Source organism: Halomonas piscis (genome assembly GCF_031886125.1).
In the GTDB taxonomy this organism is placed as follows: domain Bacteria; phylum Pseudomonadota; class Gammaproteobacteria; order Pseudomonadales; family Halomonadaceae; genus Vreelandella; species Vreelandella piscis.
The window spans coordinates 2,320,179-2,340,490 of sequence record NZ_CP119391.1; the positions used below are offsets into that span (position 1 = coordinate 2,320,179).

Consider the following 20,312-nt stretch of genomic DNA (forward strand, 5'->3'; position numbering starts at 1 on the left):
GGGCAGCCCACACCGGCAACGCCGCCAGCTGTGTCGAGAGTTGAACAGCCTCGCGCGCGAGCTTCGCACCCTTGAGCACGAGCAGCTCAGGCGACAGTCGCACCGTGCATGCGCTATAAAAAAATCCGCCAGGCAAGCACAACAAACAGATTGACGGAGTCAATACCATGAAAGACTTTCAAGTCAGCAGCATTATTGGGCTGATGCGCCGCACGTCCCCCTTTTTGATCTTTCGCTTTTTGATTTACTTCGGCATCACGCTTGGCTATGTACTTGCTACCGGTGCGGGGGCGAGTGTGGGCTATACCGCCGGTGCAGTCTTTGGCGATACCGGCACCGGCGCTACCTGGGGCGGTTTTATCGGGTTTGGCCTGGCCGGCGCGGTGATGTATTTCCTGCGCGAATACCTACTCTATATGGTCAAGGCGGGGCATATTGCCGTGCTGGTCAAGCTGATGGACGGCAGCCAAATCCCCGATGGGCGCAGCCAGATCGGCTATGCGCAAGGCGTGGTCAAAGAGCGTTTTGCCGAATCCAACGTGCTGTTCGGCGTTGATCAGCTGATCAAGGGCGTTATCAAGGTGTTCAACCGCGCCTTCTTTACGCTGGCGGCCGTGATACCGATTCCCGGCATCGAAGGCGTTGCCAAGCTGATGAACACCTTCATTCGCTTGTCACTAACCTACCTTGACGAAGTCATTCTGGCGTACAACATTCGCACCCGCAGCGATAATCCCTGGGCGTCCAGCCGCACCGCACTGATTCTTTACGCGCAAAACTACAAAGCCTTTTTCCTTAACGCCGTCATCCTGACGTTTATCATCTGGGGGCTGACGCTGGGCGTTTTCCTGTTGATTCTTGCGCCGATTGCCGGTCTGGTCGCGCTGTTCCCGGACCTTGCCGGCTCGTTTGCGCTGCTTATCGCCCTGGCGTTTGCCTGGGGCGTTAAACAGGCCGTGATTGAACCTTTCGCGATGACCGCCCTGATGCAGGTGTTTTTCAAGATTACCCAGGATCAGCAGCCCGATCCGGAATGGGAGCAGAAACTGGGCGCCATATCCAACCAGTTCGGCGAGCTGAAGAGCAAAGCTAAAGAGTGGGGCCATAGCCGGCAGGAACAGGAAGTTGAGGGAAAAAATACTGTGCCATAGCGCATCAAGCAGCGTTCTACTACTTGGTTCGCCATTTGACAGCAGCTACGAATTGCTCGCTCGTTTCGTTTACGGCGCCAAGATAGGCGCTCCGACATGGCTCTGCTCGAGTCAGCCCATCACATCCACAGCGAGAAAACACCATGAGCCAACAGCAGAATCTTCCCACTCGACTTCGGCCTATAGCCCCGCTATTCCTTCTCCTGCCTGGTCTTGCGCTGGCCGGCGGCAAGGCCACTCTGATAGAAGCCGGTCACTCCATGCCGATTGGCAATCAGATGATTGAAACGGGCCCAACCGAGATTTCCCTTACCTGGCAGGATGCCGATACGGTACGGATGGATTTTGACGAAGAGAGCTCGCTTTTCCGCCTTGACGGCAAGACATATACGGTAAGCCGCAGCGACGGCGAAGTAGAAGTCATCGATATAGGCGCCATGATTGAGATGATGCATTCCATGACTCACCAGGGAAAGAATCAGGAGGACAAAGACCCGTCCGACGCTCTTTTCTCAACCCAGGCGACCGGCAAAACTGAAACCCTAGCCGGCTTCAAGGGCCGAGTTTATCAGGTGCAGTCGAACCTTTTTGACGAAGACGAAGGGCCCGACGAGGTCGTCTTTACCGACGACCCTCTGGTCGTGGAAATGACCCACGCCTATTTCGGCGTGATGGGCGGCATGGCCAGCAAGGAAACGAACCAGAGCTGGCTGGACGTTCTTCCCGACAAGGATCGAGGCCTGCTGCGCCTCGGCGATCAGCTGAGGCTCGAGTCGATCCAGCGCACCGACCCGCCCGCCTCCGTCTTTGAGCTACCTGCCCAACCAATGGATCTGCAAAGCCAGATGGGCAGCATGGGAGCGCCTTGACACCTCTTGAGGTTGTTGGCTGCTCAAGGCCAGCGTATTCAGACACAAAAAAGCCCGCTCGAGGCGGGCTTTTTCGCTATGTTCTGGCGGAGGAGGAGTCTGCCGCCGTCGCGTCTCACCATGTCTTAATCCCTACCAATTAAACCCACCATATCAGCAACATACAGCCAACCCGCCCTTATTCTTGTCTCAAGGTGTCGCAACCAATCGCCGCCGATGGTACTATTTATGTTGGTACGGATGATGGGGAGGAAAAGCGATGCCAAAGGTAGCGAAGGAGTTAAGCGCGGCTGAAGTCAGGCGGCTACATACGCCCGGCTTCCATGCGGTGGGAGGCGTGTCTGGCCTCAACCTGCGCGTATCAGATAAGGCTGGCCGCTCGTGGATACTACGCACCGTCATAGGCGGCAAGCGTCGTGACATTGGGCTGGGAGGTTTTCCCGACGTGACGCTGGCCGGTGCCCGTCAGGCAGCCAGAGAGGCCAAGGAGAAGATTCGCGCCGGTATCGACCCGGTAGCCGAGCGCCGGGAGCTGCGCAGCCAGCTAATAGCCCAGCAGGCACGGGAAGTGACCTTTGCCGCCGCCGCTGCCGAGGTGATGAAGAATAAGCAGGCCGAGGCCACGAACCCAAAACATGCTCAACAGTGGGCGAATACGCTCAAGACCTACGCTTTTCCGGTGCTGGGCAGAATGGCCGTTGCCGACATCGAGATAAGCCACGTTCTCAAGGTGCTGCGCCCGATCTGGGAAACCAAGACCGAGACAGCTACTCGCCTGCGCCAGCGTGTCGAGGCGGTGTTGGCATGGGCAACGGCCAACGGGCACCGCAGCGGCGATAACCCGGCGCAGTGGCGCGGCAACCTTGACGCGGTGCTGCCCAAGCCCAGCAAGGTCGCCAAGGCAAAGAACCATGCCGCCCTGCCCTATACCTGCGCTGCCGAGTTCATGGCCGACCTACGTACTCGTAACGGCCTGGCTGCCAAGGCGCTGGAGTTCACTATCTTGACCGCCGCCCGCTCCGGCGAGATACGTGGTGCCAAGTGGGAAGAGATCGACCTTGCCAGCGGCGTCTGGACAGTGCCAGCCGAGCGCATGAAGGCGAAGGTAGAGCACCGCGTCCCGCTGTCTCCGTCTGCCGTGTCGCTGCTGGAGGCCCTGCCGCGCATGGAAGGCAACCCGCTGGTATTCCCGGCGCCGCGTGGTGGCGAGATGTCAGACGCCACGCTGGCCGCCGTCATTAAGCGCATGAACGGCAAGCGCCCCGAAGGCGAGGCATACAGCGACCCAAAGCAGGATGGCCGTCCTATCACCGTTCACGGCTTCCGTTCCACGTTCCGAGACTGGGCTGGCGAGAGCACCGCTTATCCCGGCGAGGCCATCGAGCAGGCGCTGGCGCATACCATCCGCAACGCTGCCGAGGCCGCGTATCGGCGCGGTGACATGCTCGACAAGCGCCGCCGCCTGATGGCTGATTGGGCCGATTATCTGGCCGAGCCAGCCGGTAGCGCTGGCAGCGTGACGCCGATTCGCAAGGAGGCATGAAGATGGACTTATCCAACCCTTGGTATAACTTCGCCCACCACGTCAACAAAGGCGACTCAAGTAAGGCCGAGCTGGTTAGCCTGCTGCGCAGCGGCCACCCGATGCCCGTACAGATGCAGCCGCTGATAGCCGACTTGATGGAAGGCAAGCGGCGATACAGCAAGACCGGCCCGAAGGCTGTTATCAGTGGCCACTGGAGCCAGCAGATGGCTATACAGTCGGCGCTGCTAGGCGTGACGCGGTATCTACACACGCAAGATGATGATGACCTTAGCGCCATCTGGTGCTTTCAGCGCCAGCCGAGCAGGGATGACCTAGAGCAGCTTGCCGCCGATGCCAAGGCAATCGAGATGAATGGCGGTAGCACCAGAGAGGCGGTGCTAGAGTTCGTTGCCGCTGGCTTTGATGTTTCCACTCGCACCCTGGAAAAGTACCTGAGCGACATGATGAAGGGTTAGCACCCCCAACCCTTCGGGGAGTTATCAGCCCGCCCATAGAAAAATGAACCTGTCGCAATTCACAAAAGGCAGGTTCATACCATGGATACCAATACCCTACTGTCAGACAAGCGCCTTGCCAACCGGCTTGGCGTATCCCGCGCCACTATCTGGCGCTGGGCTAAAGCTGACCAACTACCCCGCCCCGTAAAACTTTCGCCCGGCTGCACCCGCTGGCGCCTTGCCGACATTGATCAGTGGCTGGCCGAGCTGTCCGGGGAGGTGGCCAAATGAAGCCCAACAACGAGAAAAGCCCCGCGCTGGCGGCCACCAGCGGCGAGGCTCAAGGTAATGCATCTGACACCCATCATTCTAGCCGCTGCCCAACCTTCCCGACAAGCGAACATGGCCGCGCCGTGCTGGGCTGCCTACTGACCGGCGGCAAGGTTGACCAGTACAGCTACTACCAGACGACCGGCCACCCGCTTGTTGACTTCAGGACACGGGTGTCTGAGCTGTCCCGTGACCACTATTGGCCTATTGATGGGGAGTTCCACGAGACCCAGGACTTTAACGGCGAGCCGCGCCGCGTGAAGCGCTACTGGCTGGATCGTGCCGAGCTGCTGGCGCTGTTTGAGCGCTGCCCCAGCCTGAAGCACCGCTGCGAGGTTTTCTCGGACAAGTTCAGGCAGGAGGGCAAGGCATGAGCACTTCAACTGCTGATGTTTATCGTTTCCTCGACCGCCTCGACAAAGTGCAGAGCAAAGGCCCAGAGCGCTGGGCCGCCTGCTGCCCGGCGCATGATGACCGTGGCCCGTCCCTCAGCGTTCGCGTGGCCGATGATGGAAAGCTGCTAGTCCATTGCTTCGCCGGATGCGGTGCCGCTGATGTTGTGGCCGCCGTCGGCCTGGAGCTGTCCGACCTGTTCCCGAAGCGCGATAGCGACACATGGGGCCGCCCGGTGGCGGCTACTCAGCGTTGGGTGCCGCGTGACGTACTGGCCGCCGTGGCCCGTGAGGCGCTCATAGCGGTGATGGCCGCTGAGGCTACCCACCGTGGCGAGTCGCTGTCTGACGATGATCTACAGCGCCTGTCAGTCGCTGCTGGCCGCTTACGCAGCGCGGCCAGGGAGGTCGGCTATGAGCTTTGAGGATAAGGGCGCCTCATTCCTCGACGCCGCCGCCAATGCGGTGCCACTTCGAGATGATTCAGCCGTTTCATACGACGACGTTCTAGCCGCCGCCCAGGCGCTCGGGAAAGACTCGACACCGGAAGCTATCGGCAAAGTGGTGGCCGACGCTGCCGGGCTAGGCGGTATCGCCAAGCGGCGCGTACATGAGGCTATCAAGGAAAGTACCGGGCTGCCATTCAGCGCCATGAAGGCCGAGGAAAGCCAAGAGCAGGAGGAAGGCCCAAGCGAGCTGGAGCTGGCCGAGGCGCTGGTGTCTGAGATCGGCCCCGAGAACGTGCTGGCTGACCATAATTTCGTCTGGAGGTGGCGAGATCGTGGCGTCTGGCAGCGGCTGGAGGATCGTTCCGTTAAGCAGATGGCTCAGCGGCATATTGCCGACAGACTGGAAGGCGTCAGGAAGTCCAACGTGGACAGCGTGGCCGACTTGTTCAAGAACGAGATATTCAAGGACTCGCACCAGTTCGACGTCGGCCCGCCGGAATGCGTAAACACCCCGACAGGCGAGCTAGTGCTAGACCCGGCTGGATTCTGGAGCCTAGAGCCTCACACCCGAGAGCACTACCGGACAACACAAGTCCCGGTGGCATATGACCCCCAGGCCACCGCGCCGCAGTTCGAGCGCTTCTTGGCCAGTACCTTCGAGGGCGACCCAGACGCGGCAGACAAGCGCCAAGTGGTGCTAGAGATGATGGGCTATACCCTGATGGCGCATTGCCGGTATGAAAAGTTCATCACCTTGGTAGGCAGTGGCAGTAACGGTAAGAGTGTGCTGATGGACGTGCTCAAGGCGCTGGTGGGCAGCGAGAATACCGCCGCTGTGCAGCCGTCACAGTTCGGAAGATCGTTCCAGCGGGCACACATGGACGGCAAGCTAGCCAACGTCGTGACCGAGATTCCCGAGGGCAGCGTGATTGATGACGCGGCACTGAAGGGCATCACGTCAGGCGAGGCAACCACCGTCGAGCACAAAAACAAAGACCCCTACGTGATGCAGCCGTTCGCCACCTGCTGGTTCGGCACCAACCACATGCCGCACACACGGGACTTCACCGGTGCATTCTTCCGTCGGGCTATCGTCGTGGAGTTCAACAACAAGTTCAGCCCTGAGCAGGGCAACTGTGATCCGCTGCTAAAAGATAAGCTGCTAGCCGAGCTGCCCGGCATCCTCAACATGGCGCTGACGGCTTACGCAGGTGTCATGGAGACGGGAGGTTTCACCATGCCCGCAAGCAGCAGACATGCTATCGGGAAGTGGCGCATGGAGTCGGATCAGGTGGCACAGTTCGTGGATGCAGCGTGCATTGTTGGCGACGTTGCGCCGGTTGATCGCTGGGCGCCGCAAGGGCTGTATAACCAGTACCGCATCTGGGCAGACAACAACGGCATCAATAAGAAGATCGGCCAGCGCAAGTTCCTAGATCGTCTGGCGACATTGGGCCACCCCGTCGAGAAGAGAGGCGGGAGGCGATACGTCGAGGGGCTGAGGTATGACAGCGCCGCATTCTTGGGAGCATAGGGACGATACAGGGACGCAACGAAACCCAAGCCTGGCCACTGAGCCGGGCTTTTTTGTGGCTGTAGGGACGAAACGGGACAGGATAGGGACGCTATAGGGACGATACTTTTTCGTTCCGTCCCTGCTGCAACCCGCATGGCTGCGGGCTTAGTGACCAAATAGGGACGATAGGGACGATACTTTTAACTCCTTATGTCACGAGAGCAAAACATATACCCCATATATCTTTCGCTCAGATATTAAAAGGTGTGAAAACTTGCGTCCCTTCCGTCCCTATTGAGGCTGTAACCCGCATGGCTAGGGGCTTTGCGCAGGGACGATGCGGCTTTTGTTGCGTCCCTCCTTGCGTCCCTATTGCGTCCCAACCGCCGAAGGGTGTCAGTCGAAGTGACCCCGCTGCACTTTGCCACCACTGGTGGAATCGCCGCCGCATCATCGCCACGTCTGCACCGCCGCTGCACCCCTACCCTGGTGCCTGATACCACGACGTTAGCAGGCTATCGAACACGGCTTATGGCGGAGATATTATCCGCTTAAAAAGGCTATTTTACGCTGTTTAAGACACGATCAATGCTTGAATACCAACATAAATACCATCATAATAGAGGGCGATTAACACGATAAAAGCACGAGGTATCACGCTGATGGCTGAACAACACGACGAACTGCACCGCCTGCGCTCGCACGCCGATGACCTGCTGACTGAGGTAAAGGCCGTGAAGAAGGAGCGCAACGAATTGCGCGAACAGGTAGAGGCACTGACTGGCGAGCGTGACGCCGCCCAGGGCGAACTGAACCGCGTCACCGTGGAAGAACCGCGCCGCGCCGTATTCGAGGAAGTGGCAGCGAAGCCGGAAGTAGCCGACGCGCTTGAACGTGAAGTGCTGCACCATGCCGACATTGCCGACGATGGCGCGCTGCTGGACAAGGCAGGCGAACCGCTCAAAGGCGAGGATGGCGAGCCGCTGAGCTTTGGTGAGGCTGGTATTCAGCACCTCGCAACCACCGTAGCGCCCGCGCTGATGGGCATGATTCGTCCGATCAACAAGTCAGTAGGCGGCGGCGCGCCCGGCTCACGCGGCGGCAACCCGCCCACGACCAGCCAGGCAGTGAAAACCAAGCCCAGCCCGTACGGCCTCAAGTAAAAACACCGCGCCCTGCTGGCCGTCAGTGATGGCAGGCAGGGTGCAGTCGCACCGCCTCCCGTGGGGGCAAGCAACGCGCCGCAAGTCGCTGCGCAGCTAGAACCCTAAGCAACCCCACAGAGGTTTATCACATGAGCACAGTACGCCTTAGCGACGTCATTCAGCCGGTCGAGTTTTCGGCCTACGTCGCACAGAACACCGCCGTTAAGTCGGCACTGGTACAGAGCGGCATCATGGCGCGGAACAACGCCATTGAAGCCCAGCTAAAGGCCGGTGCCGATTCCTTCACAATCCCGGCGTGGCTCGATTTGTCCGACGATGAAGCGTCTATCGTTTCAGACGACCCGGATCAGCTGTCCACGCCCGGCAAAGTCGGCACCACAAAACAGCGCGTTCGCAAGGCTTATCTTGCGAAGTCGTGGGCCGCGATGAACATGGCAAGCGAATTGTCGGGCTCCAACGCGATGGCGCATATCCAGAACCGCGTCACGGCGTACTGGGAGCGCCAACTCCAGGCGCGTCTGGTCGCTTCGCTTCAGGGCATCATTGCCGACAATGAAGCGTCAGACTCCTCAGATATGCTCAACGACATTAGCGAAGAAGCAGACGAAGCCGCGAAGCTGACTGCCGAAGCCCTGATCGACACCGTGGGCACCCTTGGTGACAGCATGTCTAGCGTGGTTGCGCTGTGCTGCCACAGCGACGTATTCCGGTATCTGCTCAAGCTCGACGCTATCGAGTACCTGCCCCCGTCTGAAGGCAGCCTGAGTCTGCCGACATGGCGCGGACTCGCCGTGGTGTACGACGACGCCATGCCCGAAGAAGCCGGCGTTTATACCACCGCGCTGTTCGGCCAGGGTGCCGTTGCCTACGGCGTCACCGCCCCGCGCATTGCCGATGGAACCGAAGTCGAGAGCCTGCCCGCGTCAGGCAACGGCGGCGGCCAGCAAGTGCTCCACAGCCGTCAGAACCTGGCCGTGGCGCCTGCCGGGTTTTCATTCGACGACACCGCTACCACTGGCGACAGCCCGAGCATTGCAGAACTTCGCGACGCTCAGTCGTGGAAACGCACCGCAGAGGATCGCCGCAACGTGCCGATGGCCTTCCTACGCCACAAAATCTGATTTTGTTAGCCGCCGGGTTTAGCCGCCCGGCACCTCAGCGCCGGCGGGTAGTCGCCGGCTTTGCCCTGGCCGTGCCGGGGCTTTTTTTAAGGTGACGCCATGAGCAAGACACAAATTGAGCGCGGCGATGGTGGCAAGTGGAAGTCCGGCCAGTCCGGCAACCCCAAGGGAAGGCCGCCAAAGGCCACGCAGGAGCTGCAACGCCTGATAGGTAGCCGACAGCCCGAGCTGATCGAGCGAACGATTCAGATGGCACTGGACGGCGATATGGCCGCAATGAAACTGCTACTGGAGCGCGTCTTACCACCGCTCAAGGCTAGCGCCGCGCCGGTATCTATCGAGCTGCCCGAAGGTGGCAGCCTGGCCGATAACGCCAAGGCGATCTTATCCGCCGCCGCCAACGGGCAGGTGCCCGGCGACGTGGCCTCGCAGCTAATCAGCGCGATTGGCGCAACCGCCAAGGTCGTGGAGATCGACGAAATCAGCGAACGGCTGGAAGCACTGGAGGCAGCAGCACATGAGCAGGAATGACATCGAGAAGCGCCTGGCCGCCCTGGAACAGCGCGTGGATGAGACGCCGCCCCTTATCATCCTGCTGGACTGCGTGGACGCCAGCGCGGGCCGTGATCCTGATGCACCGAGGGACATTATCAGCGCCGTCGTGACCGGCAGCGGCCAGAACCATGGCACGATGCTGCACCGGGAGGAGGGGGAAACGTCCGAGGAGTTCGAGGAGAGAGCCGAAGCCCACGCCAAGCGTCAGCGCGGGATTGTGTCCACCGTCGAGCTGAGAGGCTAATGCTATGGGTGCTGCACTGGAGCTTGATCTATTCGAGAAGCCGGCCTTGCCCGCGCCCACTGGCTGGGATGCACCCACGCCGCACGACCCCGGCGACCTTTGCCCGCGCGGACACGCCGCCCGCTGCACATCGCTGTGGACGTCTGCGCTGATCCAATACGTCAGGGACGCCCGCAGCGGCCTTGCCGGCCAGATGGGCGCATCACGCGAAGCCCTGGACGACCTCACCGGCAGCGGCGAACAGCTTGCCCACTTGTGCAACGTGATGGGCTGGGACTTCCACAGCACCCGCGCCGGGATCATCGACCTGCTGGATACAGGCCGCAGCCTGCCAAGCATGGGCTAGAGCGTCAGGCCGCCGAGTCGCCGGGCAAGCGTAATTACATAATACGTAATTACACCCACCCGTTGCGGCATTTCCCGGCAGGCAACCGCGTTTTGCTACCTACCGGCGGATAGGCCGCGCCGCGGCTGGCGATGAGTAGAGGGCCGGCCGCCACATCGCCCTACGCCGGCAAGTACCACTTTTGCCATGTTGGGGCTTATGTTGGTAACGATGCTCAGGTATAAAAAAAGCCCTGTAAAAACAGGACTTTATAGCAATTCTTGGCGGAGGAGGAGAGATTCGAACTCTCGAAGCCTTTCGACTTACTCACTTTCCAGGCGAGCTCCTTCGACCACTCGGACACTCCTCCGCAAATTGTCGTCCTGCGCGGGGCGGGCGCTTGGCTTTATCCGCGAGAACGGCGCGTATAATAATAGCTAAGGCAGGGAATGGCAAGGCTTTTTTGTCACCAGCTCAGCGAAAGGCCCAAACGCTGGCAAGAAGCACCGCTAAAGAAGCCTGCGCTCTTGCCTCCGGGAAAATAGCGCGGCCCGAACAGGCAGGCTCAGTCCCAGCGCTCGACGAATTTGGCGATCTCGTGTTCGGGAGCGGGCCTCAGCCGGCCGCCGGGCGTACCGACGTACAGAAAACCGATCAGCTCATCGTTTTCACCAAGGCCCAGCCCCTTGTGCACTACCGGATCAAAGGCGTACTTGCCGGTGCGCCACATGGCGCCAAAACCCTGGGCGTAGGCGGCCAGCAGCATGGCGTGACCGGCGCAGCCGGCGGAAAGCACCTGTTCCAGCCGGGGTACGCCGGGCACGTCGGGCTGAACCCTGGCCACCACGGCGATGAGCATCGGCGCGCGCAGGGGCTTTTTACGCGCGCTGGCAAGCACGGTATCGCTGGCGTCGGGGTCGGCCTGGAACTCGGCCTCGGCGTAAATCTCGCCCAGGCGCTCGCGGCCTTCGCCGGTGAATTCGATAAAATGCCAGGGGCGCAGCTCTTTATGGTCCGGGGCACGCAGGGCCGCCTGATAGATGGCCTCCAGGGCCTCGCCTTCGGGGACCGGGGCCATGAGCTTGCCCATGGAGCGGCGTTCGTGCAGAAGCGTCAGTGCATCCATCAATGACTCCGTTTCAGCGGTAGGAGCGCTACTCTAGCGCGGAGGTTACTGCCTTGCCAGCCGCAGCGGGCTTGGCGGGCGCAGCCCCGGCGTGGCGCGCCAGGGACTGATGTCCAGCCCGCCCCGACGTACGTAGCGGGCCAGCACCAGAAGCGAATCGGGCGCGGCCTTGGCCATCAGGTCGGCAAAGATCTGCTCGACGCAGTGTTCGTGAAAGCCCTGCGCCAGGCGAAAGCCGACGAGGTAGCGCAAAAGCCCTTCGCGGTCGAGCTTCGGCCCGCGGTAACGCACCATGACGCTGCCCCAGTCCGGCTGGCCGGTGACCGGGCAGTTGGACTTGAGCAGGTGGGAATGCAGAGTCTCTTCCACGATCTCGTTGCCGGCGCCCTGCTCCAGCCCCAGGTGCGCGGCGCTGGGGGTATAGTCGTCGATGGCGATGTCCAGCTCGTCGATGCACTCGCCGGGGAGCCGGCGCGGAGTCAGCGCGTCATCATCCACGCCGAGCAGGTCAACGCCCACGCGGCCGCCCACGGCGGCGGAAAGGTCGCGCTCGAGCGTAGCCACCACGTCTTCGCGGCGATGAAAGCGGGTCTGGTTGAAGCTGTTGAGGTAGAGCTTGAACGACTTGGACTCGATCAGGCCGGGCGCGTCGGCGGGCAAGCGAAAGCGCCCCACCGCCACCATCGGCTTGCCTTTGGCGTTGAGCCAGGAAAGCTCGTAGCCGTGCCATTCGTCCTCGCCGACAAACGGCAGCCCGTCGCCTTCCTTGATTCCCAGCGCGGCGCGATTCTCCGCCCGGAGCAAAGGAAAAAGCAACGACGCGTCGTACTGATCGGGATAGGCGGCGCTGCGCCCCAGCGGAGAGTGTTCAAGGCTTGCGGGAGTATCGCTCATCGGGAAGTTCCTTATGTCTGGCCGGCGGGAGGCGACAGGCCTAGCTGCGGATGCCGTAGCCGCGCTCAAGCATTACCAGCGCAATGGTATAAAGCACGGCAATGAACGCAAGCGATGCCGACAGCGCCCACACGGCGGGAATATCCGAGACGCCGAGAATGCCGAAGCGAAAGGCGTTGACCATGTAAAGGATGGGGTTGAGCATCGACACCCCCTGCCAGAAATCCGGCAGCAGCGAGATGGAATAGAACACCCCGCCCAGGTACGTCAGCGGCGTCAGCACAAAGGTCGGCACGATAGAGACGTCATCGAACTTGTTCGCCAGCAGCGCGTTGATAAAGCCGCCGACGGAAAACAGCGCCGAAGTCAGCGTCACCACCAGCAGGGTGAGCAGCGGGTGCGCCACGCTCAGCTGGGTGAAAAACAGCGACACCACCGTAACGATGGCCCCCACCCCCAGCCCGCGGGCCATGCCGCCGAGCACAAAGCCCGACAGGATCACCCAGCTGGGCATGGGCGAAACCATCATCTCTTCCACGCTGCGCTGAAACTTGTTGGAAAAAAAGCTCGAGGCCACGTTGGAATAGCTGTTGGTGATCACCGCCATCATGATCAGCCCGGGGACGATGAAGTCCATGTAGCTGAAGTCGTCCATGGTGCCGATGCGCGAGCCGATCAGATTGCCGAAGATGATGAAGTACATCGCCATGGTGATCGACGGCGGCAGCAGCGTCTGCGGCCAGATGCGGGTGAAGCGCTTGATTTCCTTGATGACCAGCGTCCACAGCGCGACCAGTGTCTGAGTGGCGCTCATGCCCTCTCCTCCTCTTTCTCGCCTGCGGCCGACTCCCGGTCCTCCACGGGCGCCTTCTGGCCAGCGTCGTCCGACTTGTCGTTGACCATGGAGACAAACATTTCTTCCAGCCGGTTGGCGCGGTTGCGCATGGACGTCACCTGGATACCCTGCCGGCTCAGCGCCTCGAAGATGCTGTTGAGCCGCTGGCCGCGGCGGATGACCACTGCCAGCTGGGCCGGCTCGCTTTGGTAAACCTCAAAGCCTTCCACGAAGGGCACCTCGTCGGCTTCCAGCGGGCGCGTGAGGTCAAGCAGAAAGGTTTCCGCATCCAGCTCGGCCAGCAGGCTGCGCACGCTGGTGTTACGGATGATGTCACCGTGGTTGATGATGGCAATGTTGCGGCACAGGCTTTCGGCCTCTTCCAGGTAGTGCGTGGTGAGGATGATGGTAGTGCCTTCTTCGCGGTTGATGCGGCGCATGTATTCCCACATGCTGCGCCGGAGCTCGATATCCACGCCGGCGGTCGGCTCGTCGAGAATCAGCAGCCTGGGCCGATGCATCAGGGCGCGCGCGATCATCAGCCGGCGCTTCATGCCGCCGGAGAGCATCCGCGCGCTGCCGTTGCGCTTTTCCCACAGGCCCAGGTCAGTCAGCAGCTGCTCGGCCCGGGGCAGCGCCTCCCGGCGCGGCATGCCGTAGTAGCCGGCCTGGGCGATGACGATATCGATCACCCGTTCGAACTGGTTGAAGTTGAATTCCTGGGGCACCACGCCCAGCTGATACTTGGCCCGGGCAAAATCGCGGTCGATATCGATACCGAACAGCGATACCCGCCCGGCGGTTTTTTGCACCAGCGAGCACACCACGCCCAGAGTGGTGGACTTGCCCGCGCCGTTGGGGCCCAGCAGGGCAAAAAAATCGCCCTGCTCGACGTCCAGGTCGATGCCTTTCAGTGCCTCAAAGCCGTTGCCGTAGACCTTGGTCAGGCCACGGATCGACAATGCCGGTTCAGCCATGAAACTGTCCTGTGAGCAAGAGTGGGGCGAACTACGCCAATAGATGATACGTCGATATAGCCGTTAAACATTAGGGCACTAACCGGACTTTCAAGGCGCCGCCGTGACAAGCCTTAGATACAGGCCTGAGGGAGGAACGCGCAAAAATCCGACCGTTAGCGGCGCTAGCGTCGGCAAGGCAAATCGATAATTGAACGGCCAGGATAAGGCCGGTGCGCCTGGAGCGGGAAAGGAGATTCGAACTCCCGACCCTCGCCTTGGCAAGGCGATGCTCTACCACTGAGCTATTCCCGCAGCGCATGGGGTGGCAACGATCCCGGGCGAGATGGCGTCCCATAGGGGGTTCGAACCCCTGTTACCGCCGTGAAAGGGCGGTGTCCTAGGCCACTAGACGAATGGGACGCTGGAGCGGGAAAGGAGACTCGAACTCCCGACCCTCGCCTTGGCAAGGCGATGCTCTACCGCTGAGCTATTCCCGCTTGGAAGCCTGCTGTGCACAGGGATCTCGCTGATCGATTGGCGTCCCATAGGGGGTTCGAACCCCTGTTACCGCCGTGAAAGGGCGGTGTCCTGGACCACTAGACGAATGGGACGCTGGAGCGGGAAAGGAGATTCGAACTCCCGACCCTCGCCTTGGCAAGGCGATGCTCTACCACTGAGCTATTCCCGCAATATCGATACCCTGACGTGGCAAGTGGCGTCCCATAGGGGGTTCGAACCCCTGTTACCGCCGTGAAAGGGCGGTGTCCTGGACCACTAGACGAATGGGACGCTGTAGCCGCCTCGTCGAGGTGGCGCGTATAATACTCAGCGGGTTATAGGGTGTCAAGCCTTTATCTTTTCCGCCCCGGACGTTCAATATACGATTGCCAGAGCAAACCAGCGGGCAGAACGGCGTCAGTACCGCTAAAGCCCACTCAGCCAGCAAACAGGAGTGACCAATGGCCAAACTGAAGAAAACGCCCGAGCAGTGGCGCGAGCAGCTCACCGACGAGCAGTACCGCGTTACCCGGGAGAAAGGCACCGAGCGCCCTTTCACCAGCGACTGCGACGTGCACGAGGGCCAGGGTATCTACCACTGCGTGTGCTGCGGCGCGCCGCTGTTTGAAAACGAGCACAAGTTCGACGCCGGCTGCGGCTGGCCCAGTTTTGACCGCCCGCTTGGCCGGCAAAGCGTGGAAGAGCATCGCGACACCAGCCACGGCATGACGCGCACCGAGGTGACCTGCGCCAAGTGCGACGCTCACCTGGGCCACGTCTTTCCCGACGGCCCGCCGGAGACGACCGGCGAGCGCTACTGCATCAACGGCGTGGCGCTGGATTTTCATCCCGACGAATGAGCCCTCGTGGCGCGTCAACGCACGCCAGCCCGGCCGCCTTCTGGTAGAATGGGTGCCCGTTTTTTTGCAGCGCCGCCGGGCGGGCTGCCGGAACCTGTCAGGAGAATGCCATGCTGGGCTGGTTTCCCGGTCACATGAACAAGGCGCGCCGCCAGATCCAGGAGGCGCTGCCCGACATCGACGTGGTGATCGAGGTGCTCGATGCGCGCCTGCCCTACTCCAGCGCCAACCCCATGCTTGCCCAGCTGACCCGGCACAAGCCGGTGCTGAAAATCCTTTCCCGGGCCGACCTTGCCGATCCCGAGCGCACCGCCGAATGGATTGCCCACTTTGACGCCGAGGAGGACACCCGGGCGCTGGCGGTCACCACTACCAGCGCCCGGGAGCTCAAGCAGATCCCCGACCTGTGCCATACGCTTGCCGGCCGGGTACGCGCGGATCGCGACGTTCGAGTGATGGTCATGGGCATTCCCAACGTGGGCAAGTCCACCCTGATCAACGGCCTGGCCGGACGCAAGATAGCCAGCACCGGCAACGAACCCGCGGTGACCAAGCGCCAGCAGAAAGTCCCCGTCGGCAGGCGCGTGGCGCTGATCGATACCCCTGGCGTTCTCTGGCCCAGGATCGAAGACCAGGCCAGCGCCTACCGGCTGGCGGCCAGCGGCGCCATCCGCGATACCGCCATCGAATACACCGATATCGCCACGGTCACCTGCGCCGAGCTGGCCCGGCGCTACCCCGACGCGCTTCGCGCGCGCTACAGGCTAAAGGAACTGCCTGCCTACACGGCCGACGCACCCCACCCCGCCGGGGAAACCGCCGAGGTGGACAGCGACGGACCCCAGCGCCCTGACTTTCTCGCCCTGGCGGGCTTTGACGGCCACGCCATCCTTGCCGAGATTGCCCGCAAGCGCGGCGGCCTTCGCGCCGGCGGCGTGGTTGACCTGCATCGCGGCGCCGAAGTGCTGCTCCACGAGCTGCGCGACGGCAAGCTTGGCCGCCTGACGCTGGAGACGCCGGCGGACATCTCCGCACCGGAAGCCTCCGCCGACGCCGACAACGCTGCTCCAAGCGCCTGACGCCTCGAACCCAACGCCCTGACTTCGCCTACTTTTCTGGAAACGCGCCATGGACACCCTGACCTTCCCCGAGCCGGTTACGCTCAACAAGTCCCACAAGCTGAACAACGTCTGCTACGACATACGCGGCCCGGTGCTGGAGCACGCCCGGCGTCTGGAGGACGAGGGCCACCGCATACTCAAGCTCAATATCGGCAACCCCGCGTCGTTCGGCTTTGAAGCGCCGGAAGAAATTCTCCAGGACGTCATGCGCAATCTGCCCTCCGCTCAGGGCTACTGCGACTCCAAGGGCCTTTATTCCGCGCGCAAGGCGATCATGCAGGAGTGCCAGCGCAAGGAGATTCCCGGCGTCGACATCGAGGATATCTACATCGGCAACGGCGTTTCGGAGCTCATCGTGATGGCGCTGCAGGCGCTTTTAAACGACGGCGACGAGGTGCTGATCCCCGCGCCCGACTACCCGCTGTGGACCGCCGCTGCCAATCTTTCCGGCGGGCACGCCGTCCATTACCTGTGCGACGAGCAGGCCGGCTGGACCCCGGACATGGACGACATTCGCCGCAAGGTCACCGCCCACACCCGGGCGATTGTGCTGATCAACCCCAACAACCCCACCGGTGCAGTGTATTCGCCCGAGGTCGTGCGCGAGCTTTTGGCCATTGCCCAGGCCCACGACCTGGTGGTGTTTGCCGACGAGATCTACGACAAGATCCTCTACGACGACGCCACCCACACCGCTACCGGGGCGCTGGCCGATGACGACCAGCTGGTCATCACCTTCAACGGCCTGTCCAAGAGCTACCGCTGCGCCGGTTTCCGTTCGGGCTGGATGACGCTCTCCGGCACCGTGGCCAAGCAGCGCTCGGAAAACTTCATCCAGGGGCTGACCATGCTCGCCTCCATGCGGCTGTGCGCCAACGTCCCCGCCCAGCACGCCATCCAGACCGCCCTTGGCGGCTATCAGTCGATCAACGATCTGATACTGCCCGGCGGACGCCTGCGGGCCCAGCGCGACATCACCTACGACAAGCTCAACGCCATTCCCGGGGTCAGCTGCGTCAAGCCCCAGGGCGCGCTGTACGCCTTCCCCCGGCTCGACCCCAAGGTATTCAACCTTCAGGACGACCAGCGCATGGTGCAGGACCTGCTGCTCCAGGAAAAAATCCTGCTGGTCCAGGGCACGGCGTTCAACTGGCCGGAACCGGACCACGTGCGCATCGTGACGCTGCCCTGGGCCGACCAGCTGGGCGATGCTCTGGATCGCTTCGCCAACTTTCTTTCGCGCTATCGGCAGTAAAACAGGCCGCCGCGCTTGAAAAGCCGGCGGCCGTACCGATATATAGCTAGCTCTGGTAAATAGTCATGCCGCTCGCCCATCGGGCGGCGGCTTGTTGATCATCCCGGCTTGACGGAGGCCTTTAGCGATGATGCGAATCGTACTGTTTCTTGCCACCAACCTTGCAGTACTGCTGGTGGCCAGCATTACCCTGCGCCTGCTCGGGGTCGAAAGCTATCTCACCAGCCAGGGCCTCAACTTCACCAGCCTGCTGATTTTCTGCTTTGTGTTCGGCATGGCAGGCTCAGTGGTATCGCTGTTCATTTCCAAATGGATGGCCAAGCGCTCCACGGGCACGACGATTATCGAGCGGCCGTCCAACGCGACCGAGCAGTGGCTGCTGGACACCGTAGCGGAGCTTGCCCAGGAAGCCGGCATCCAGACGCCGGAGGTAGGGATTTTCCCCGCCCAGCAGTCCAACGCCTTTGCCACCGGGTGGAACAAGGACGATGCCCTGGTGGCCGTGTCGGCGGGGCTGTTGAAGCGCATGGGCCGAGAGGAAATCCGCGCCGTGCTGGCCCACGAGATCGGTCACGTGGCCAACGGCGACATGGTGACGCTGGCTTTGATCCAGGGCGTGGTCAACACCTTCGTGATGTTCTTTGCCCGGGTGGTGGCGCACCTGGTCGACCAGTTTTTGCGCAGCGACGATGACGGCGGCGGCCTGGGCTTTTTCGGCTACTTCGCCGTGGTCATGGTCGCCGAGGTCATATTCGGCATTGCCGCCTCGACCATCGTCGCCTGGTTCTCGCGCTTCCGCGAATACCGCGCCGACGAAGCCGGCGCGCGCCTGGCCGGCAGCGGGGCGATGATCGGCGCTCTGGAACGGCTCAAGGCCGAAACCCAGGCGGCCGACGAAATGCCCGACACCCTGCGCGCCATGGCCATTACCCAGGGTCAGACCCGCTCGCTGATGGAAAAGCTGTTTGCCAGCCACCCGCCGCTGGACGATCGCATCCGCGCCATCCGGGAAGCCTCCTACCGCCGCTAGGCAGCGCCCTGCTCACCTTCAGGCAGCCAGGGTAAACCCCGCTGCCGCCAGCGGCCCGGCAAGCGTCCGGGCCTCGCCTTCCAGCCGCACGCTCAGGGTGGCAAACTCGCGGCGCAGCGGATAGCCGGCCCGGCAGGCGTCAAAGCCTGCTGCCGTGCCCGCCTCTGCCGCCCGGCGTCTCAGGGCATCATGGTCGCGACGAGCGTCATACACGGCGCGCGCGCACAGCCGCAGGGCGTCCTCCACCGGCAGCGCCCGGCCAAGCGTGAGCTCCGCCAGCGCCGGCGGCGGGCAGATGTCATCGAGCGCAAGCGCGCTTCGGCTCCCCAGGTGCCCTGCCAGGGCGTGATGGATCATCAGGCTGCCGCGCAGCTTGCCGTCCAGGCTATAGCCGGCAATATGGGGCGTGGCAAGAGCCGCCTCGGCGTGCAGCGCGGCGTCGATCCCCGGCTCGTTTTCCCAGACGTCGAGCAGCGCAGCGATATCGCCAAGCATCGTCAGGCGACGGTAAAGCGCGGCGCCGTCGACGCAGTCGCCGCGTCCGGCGTTCAGCACCGCGCTGCCCGGCTGCAGGCCGGCAATGCGGTTGGTGCCCAGCAGGTGGCGGGTGGCGTGGCGCCCCTCGCGCACCAAAGGCGTATGCAGGCACAGCACATCGCAGCGTTCGACCAGGGCATCGAGCCCGGCAAAGCCTGCGCTGCCCTCGCGCTCGGCCCGGGGCGGGTCGCACACCAACACCGTCATCCCCAGGCCCTCGAGGCGGGCCTGCACTCGACGCCCCACGTTGCCGGCGCCGACGATTCCGACCCGGCGCTCGAGCAGCGGCCTGCCCTCGCGCTCAGCGTGAGTGAGAAGGCTCGACAGCACGTAGTCCGCCACGGCTTCGGCGTTACAGCCCGGAGCGCTGGCAAAGCCGATGCCGTGCGCTGCCAGATAATCGCGGTCAACGTGGTCTGTGCCGATGGTGCAGGTCCCCACAAAGCGTACCGGCGTACCGGCCAGCAGCGCCTCACCCACCGGCGTCACCGAACGCACGATCAGCGCATCGGCGTCTTCCAGATGGGCCCGGGTGATCTCGCGCCCGGATACGCGGGTGACCCGGCCGAAGACGCCAAAGCAGGCGTCCGCGGCGGGTATGTTGGCATCCACAATCAGGTGCATGGCGTTTTTTATCTCGACCTTTACAATACGCCCGCCGACGGCTGAACAAAGCAGCGGCGCGCCGCGGGCGTGATGAACGGCACGTCAAAGCCGTGCCAGCAACACAAAGCGTCAAGCAAGAGGATATCGCGTGATCGTACGGTGGGAAACCGACCATGACTATGTGCTGATCCATATCCATCAGGATATGTTCGGCGACTGGATTTTCAGCCGCGCCTGGGGCCAGATCGGCACCCAGTTCGGCGGGCTTGAGCATCGCCTGGCGGATACGCTGGGGCAGGCGCAGATGTGGCTCGATGACGAAGCCACCATCCAGCGCTCCCGAGGGTTTGACAAAGTCCTCGACGTCGACGCCGAAACTCCCGAGGGCCGCCAGGCCATGCGCCAGCTCTCGCTGCTGGATGAGGGCTGAGGCCGCTTTTTATACCGCCCGGTTCACTCCTGGCAGCCCCCTGCCCCCTTTCATGCCGGC

The 20,312-nt window shown here is 62.3% G+C and carries 23 protein-coding genes and 7 tRNA genes; 18 read left to right on the forward strand and 12 right to left on the reverse strand.

Annotated elements, in window-relative coordinates:
- The first annotated feature begins 167 nt into the window (after nucleotides 1-167).
- From P1P91_RS10880 to P1P91_RS10940, 13 genes are all read left to right on the forward strand, one after another.
- Nucleotides 168-1,151, forward strand: coding sequence for a glycine zipper family protein (locus P1P91_RS10880; RefSeq protein WP_311882566.1), 984 nt, complete (start codon nucleotides 168-170; stop codon nucleotides 1,149-1,151).
- Between the two features lie 143 nt (nucleotides 1,152-1,294).
- Nucleotides 1,295-2,020, forward strand: coding sequence for a hypothetical protein (locus P1P91_RS10885; protein WP_311882567.1), 726 nt, complete (start codon nucleotides 1,295-1,297; stop codon nucleotides 2,018-2,020).
- A 337-nt stretch (nucleotides 2,021-2,357) separates the two neighbouring features.
- The gene (locus P1P91_RS10890; protein ID WP_311882569.1) at nucleotides 2,358-3,563 is read left to right on the forward strand and encodes a tyrosine-type recombinase/integrase; all 1,206 of its coding nucleotides are present in this window, start codon (nucleotides 2,358-2,360) and stop codon (nucleotides 3,561-3,563) included.
- 2 nt (nucleotides 3,564-3,565) lie between these two features.
- A complete protein-coding gene (locus P1P91_RS10895; protein WP_311882571.1) occupies nucleotides 3,566-4,021 on the forward strand; it encodes a hypothetical protein in 456 nt (151 codons plus the stop codon).
- Between the two features lie 81 nt (nucleotides 4,022-4,102).
- A complete protein-coding gene (locus tag P1P91_RS10900; protein WP_311882572.1) occupies nucleotides 4,103-4,294 on the forward strand; it encodes a helix-turn-helix transcriptional regulator in 192 nt (63 codons plus the stop codon).
- On the forward strand, nucleotides 4,291-4,707 hold the full coding sequence (locus tag P1P91_RS10905) for a hypothetical protein (protein WP_311882573.1): 417 nt from the start codon (nucleotides 4,291-4,293) through the stop codon (nucleotides 4,705-4,707). The genes P1P91_RS10900 and P1P91_RS10905 overlap by 4 nt, the downstream gene beginning before the upstream one ends.
- On the forward strand, nucleotides 4,704-5,150 hold the full coding sequence (locus tag P1P91_RS10910; protein WP_311882575.1) for a CHC2 zinc finger domain-containing protein: 447 nt from the start codon (nucleotides 4,704-4,706) through the stop codon (nucleotides 5,148-5,150). Before P1P91_RS10905 ends, P1P91_RS10910 begins: the two co-directional genes overlap by 4 nt.
- Nucleotides 5,140-6,708 (forward strand): DNA primase family protein, encoded by a 1,569-nt coding sequence (locus P1P91_RS10915; RefSeq protein WP_311882577.1) that lies wholly within the window; start codon nucleotides 5,140-5,142, stop codon nucleotides 6,706-6,708. The genes P1P91_RS10910 and P1P91_RS10915 overlap by 11 nt, the downstream gene beginning before the upstream one ends.
- A gap of 644 nt (nucleotides 6,709-7,352) precedes the next feature.
- Entirely contained in the window at nucleotides 7,353-7,853 is a 501-nt protein-coding gene (locus tag P1P91_RS10920) for a hypothetical protein (RefSeq protein WP_311882579.1), read from the forward strand.
- Nucleotides 7,854-7,984: 131 nt separating this feature from the next.
- Nucleotides 7,985-8,977, forward strand: a complete 993-nt coding sequence (locus P1P91_RS10925; protein WP_311882580.1) for a hypothetical protein — start codon at nucleotides 7,985-7,987, stop codon at nucleotides 8,975-8,977.
- A gap of 99 nt (nucleotides 8,978-9,076) precedes the next feature.
- Nucleotides 9,077-9,508: a DUF5681 domain-containing protein gene (locus tag P1P91_RS10930; protein ID WP_311882581.1), complete on the forward strand. Its 432-nt coding sequence runs from the start codon at nucleotides 9,077-9,079 to the stop codon at nucleotides 9,506-9,508.
- Nucleotides 9,495-9,776, forward strand: coding sequence for a hypothetical protein (locus P1P91_RS10935; protein ID WP_311882582.1), 282 nt, complete (start codon nucleotides 9,495-9,497; stop codon nucleotides 9,774-9,776). Before P1P91_RS10930 ends, P1P91_RS10935 begins: the two co-directional genes overlap by 14 nt.
- 4 nt (nucleotides 9,777-9,780) lie before the next feature.
- Complete coding sequence (locus tag P1P91_RS10940) at nucleotides 9,781-10,122, forward strand: hypothetical protein (RefSeq protein WP_311882584.1); 342 nt, start codon at nucleotides 9,781-9,783, stop codon at nucleotides 10,120-10,122.
- Nucleotides 10,123-10,383: 261 nt separating this feature from the next.
- Here the strand turns inward: P1P91_RS10940 and P1P91_RS10945 are convergent.
- From P1P91_RS10945 to P1P91_RS10995, 11 genes are all read right to left on the reverse strand, one after another.
- Nucleotides 10,384-10,471: transfer RNA gene (locus P1P91_RS10945), tRNA-Ser, on the reverse strand.
- Nucleotides 10,472-10,666: 195 nt separating this feature from the next.
- A complete protein-coding gene (locus tag P1P91_RS10950) occupies nucleotides 10,667-11,227 on the reverse strand; it encodes an NAD(P)H nitroreductase (RefSeq protein WP_311882585.1) in 561 nt (186 codons plus the stop codon).
- Nucleotides 11,228-11,272: 45 nt separating this feature from the next.
- Nucleotides 11,273-12,121 (reverse strand): NADPH-dependent 7-cyano-7-deazaguanine reductase QueF, encoded by an 849-nt coding sequence (gene queF, locus P1P91_RS10955; protein ID WP_311882587.1) that lies wholly within the window; start codon nucleotides 12,119-12,121, stop codon nucleotides 11,273-11,275.
- 40 nt (nucleotides 12,122-12,161) lie between these two features.
- Nucleotides 12,162-12,935, reverse strand: coding sequence for an ABC transporter permease (locus tag P1P91_RS10960; protein WP_311882588.1), 774 nt, complete (start codon nucleotides 12,933-12,935; stop codon nucleotides 12,162-12,164).
- Nucleotides 12,932-13,933 carry an ABC transporter ATP-binding protein gene (locus P1P91_RS10965; protein WP_311882589.1) on the reverse strand — a complete coding sequence of 334 codons (1,002 nt, stop codon included), beginning with the start codon at nucleotides 13,931-13,933 and terminating at the stop codon, nucleotides 12,932-12,934. The genes P1P91_RS10960 and P1P91_RS10965 overlap by 4 nt, the downstream gene beginning before the upstream one ends.
- 219 nt (nucleotides 13,934-14,152) lie before the next feature.
- Nucleotides 14,153-14,227 (reverse strand) — tRNA-Gly (locus P1P91_RS10970).
- 32 nt (nucleotides 14,228-14,259) lie between these two features.
- A tRNA-Glu gene (locus P1P91_RS10975) sits at nucleotides 14,260-14,335 on the reverse strand.
- Between the two features lie 2 nt (nucleotides 14,336-14,337).
- A tRNA-Gly gene (locus tag P1P91_RS10980) sits at nucleotides 14,338-14,412 on the reverse strand.
- A gap of 38 nt (nucleotides 14,413-14,450) precedes the next feature.
- Nucleotides 14,451-14,526: transfer RNA gene (locus P1P91_RS10985), tRNA-Glu, on the reverse strand.
- Between the two features lie 2 nt (nucleotides 14,527-14,528).
- A tRNA-Gly gene (locus tag P1P91_RS10990) sits at nucleotides 14,529-14,603 on the reverse strand.
- A gap of 25 nt (nucleotides 14,604-14,628) precedes the next feature.
- Nucleotides 14,629-14,704: transfer RNA gene (locus P1P91_RS10995), tRNA-Glu, on the reverse strand.
- Between the two features lie 170 nt (nucleotides 14,705-14,874).
- Here P1P91_RS10995 and msrB point away from each other — a divergent pair.
- The 4 genes from msrB to htpX all read left to right on the forward strand — a co-directional run bounded on the left by msrB (nucleotide 14,875) and on the right by htpX (nucleotide 18,679).
- The gene (gene msrB / locus P1P91_RS11000; protein ID WP_311882591.1) at nucleotides 14,875-15,273 is read left to right on the forward strand and encodes a peptide-methionine (R)-S-oxide reductase MsrB; all 399 of its coding nucleotides are present in this window, start codon (nucleotides 14,875-14,877) and stop codon (nucleotides 15,271-15,273) included.
- Nucleotides 15,274-15,383: 110 nt separating this feature from the next.
- Complete coding sequence (gene ylqF, locus P1P91_RS11005) at nucleotides 15,384-16,352, forward strand: ribosome biogenesis GTPase YlqF (RefSeq protein WP_311882593.1); 969 nt, start codon at nucleotides 15,384-15,386, stop codon at nucleotides 16,350-16,352.
- Nucleotides 16,353-16,401: 49 nt separating this feature from the next.
- Nucleotides 16,402-17,649 (forward strand): pyridoxal phosphate-dependent aminotransferase, encoded by a 1,248-nt coding sequence (locus P1P91_RS11010; RefSeq protein ID WP_311882595.1) that lies wholly within the window; start codon nucleotides 16,402-16,404, stop codon nucleotides 17,647-17,649.
- Nucleotides 17,650-17,776: 127 nt separating this feature from the next.
- Nucleotides 17,777-18,679 (forward strand): protease HtpX, encoded by a 903-nt coding sequence (htpX, locus tag P1P91_RS11015; protein WP_311882597.1) that lies wholly within the window; start codon nucleotides 17,777-17,779, stop codon nucleotides 18,677-18,679.
- Nucleotides 18,680-18,697: 18 nt separating this feature from the next.
- On the opposite strand, the gene pdxB is transcribed toward htpX, so the two are convergent.
- Nucleotides 18,698-19,840 carry a 4-phosphoerythronate dehydrogenase PdxB gene (gene pdxB, locus P1P91_RS11020; RefSeq protein ID WP_311882599.1) on the reverse strand — a complete coding sequence of 381 codons (1,143 nt, stop codon included), beginning with the start codon at nucleotides 19,838-19,840 and terminating at the stop codon, nucleotides 18,698-18,700.
- A 130-nt stretch (nucleotides 19,841-19,970) separates the two neighbouring features.
- Here pdxB and P1P91_RS11025 point away from each other — a divergent pair, with 130 nt between their 5' ends.
- The gene (locus tag P1P91_RS11025; RefSeq protein WP_311882600.1) at nucleotides 19,971-20,252 is read left to right on the forward strand and encodes a hypothetical protein; all 282 of its coding nucleotides are present in this window, start codon (nucleotides 19,971-19,973) and stop codon (nucleotides 20,250-20,252) included.
- The last annotated feature ends 60 nt before the right edge of the window (nucleotides 20,253-20,312 follow it).

Excerpts from the sequence above, each read along its gene's own strand:
- P1P91_RS10880 (WP_311882566.1), top strand. The coding sequence starts at position 168 with ATGAAAGACTTTCAAGTCAGCAGCATTATTGGGCTGATGCGCCGCACG.
- P1P91_RS10885 (WP_311882567.1), top strand. The coding sequence starts at position 1,295 with ATGAGCCAACAGCAGAATCTTCCCACTCGACTTCGGCCTATAGCCCCG.
- P1P91_RS10895 (WP_311882571.1), top strand. The coding sequence starts at position 3,566 with ATGGACTTATCCAACCCTTGGTATAACTTCGCCCACCACGTCAACAAA.
- P1P91_RS10900 (WP_311882572.1), top strand. The coding sequence starts at position 4,103 with ATGGATACCAATACCCTACTGTCAGACAAGCGCCTTGCCAACCGGCTT.
- P1P91_RS10905 (WP_311882573.1), top strand. The coding sequence starts at position 4,291 with ATGAAGCCCAACAACGAGAAAAGCCCCGCGCTGGCGGCCACCAGCGGC.
- P1P91_RS10910 (WP_311882575.1), top strand. The coding sequence starts at position 4,704 with ATGAGCACTTCAACTGCTGATGTTTATCGTTTCCTCGACCGCCTCGAC.
- P1P91_RS10915 (WP_311882577.1), top strand. The coding sequence starts at position 5,140 with ATGAGCTTTGAGGATAAGGGCGCCTCATTCCTCGACGCCGCCGCCAAT.
- P1P91_RS10920 (WP_311882579.1), top strand. The coding sequence starts at position 7,353 with ATGGCTGAACAACACGACGAACTGCACCGCCTGCGCTCGCACGCCGAT.
- P1P91_RS10925 (WP_311882580.1), top strand. The coding sequence starts at position 7,985 with ATGAGCACAGTACGCCTTAGCGACGTCATTCAGCCGGTCGAGTTTTCG.
- P1P91_RS10930 (WP_311882581.1), top strand. The coding sequence starts at position 9,077 with ATGAGCAAGACACAAATTGAGCGCGGCGATGGTGGCAAGTGGAAGTCC.
- P1P91_RS10935 (WP_311882582.1), top strand. The coding sequence starts at position 9,495 with ATGAGCAGGAATGACATCGAGAAGCGCCTGGCCGCCCTGGAACAGCGC.
- P1P91_RS10940 (WP_311882584.1), top strand. The coding sequence starts at position 9,781 with ATGGGTGCTGCACTGGAGCTTGATCTATTCGAGAAGCCGGCCTTGCCC.
- P1P91_RS10950 (WP_311882585.1), bottom strand. The coding sequence starts at position 11,227 with ATGGATGCACTGACGCTTCTGCACGAACGCCGCTCCATGGGCAAGCTC.
- queF (WP_311882587.1), bottom strand. The coding sequence starts at position 12,121 with ATGAGCGATACTCCCGCAAGCCTTGAACACTCTCCGCTGGGGCGCAGC.
- P1P91_RS10960 (WP_311882588.1), bottom strand. The coding sequence starts at position 12,935 with ATGAGCGCCACTCAGACACTGGTCGCGCTGTGGACGCTGGTCATCAAG.
- P1P91_RS10965 (WP_311882589.1), bottom strand. The coding sequence starts at position 13,933 with ATGGCTGAACCGGCATTGTCGATCCGTGGCCTGACCAAGGTCTACGGC.
- msrB (WP_311882591.1), top strand. The coding sequence starts at position 14,875 with ATGGCCAAACTGAAGAAAACGCCCGAGCAGTGGCGCGAGCAGCTCACC.
- ylqF (WP_311882593.1), top strand. The coding sequence starts at position 15,384 with ATGCTGGGCTGGTTTCCCGGTCACATGAACAAGGCGCGCCGCCAGATC.
- P1P91_RS11010 (WP_311882595.1), top strand. The coding sequence starts at position 16,402 with ATGGACACCCTGACCTTCCCCGAGCCGGTTACGCTCAACAAGTCCCAC.
- htpX (WP_311882597.1), top strand. The coding sequence starts at position 17,777 with ATGATGCGAATCGTACTGTTTCTTGCCACCAACCTTGCAGTACTGCTG.
- pdxB (WP_311882599.1), bottom strand. The coding sequence starts at position 19,840 with ATGCACCTGATTGTGGATGCCAACATACCCGCCGCGGACGCCTGCTTT.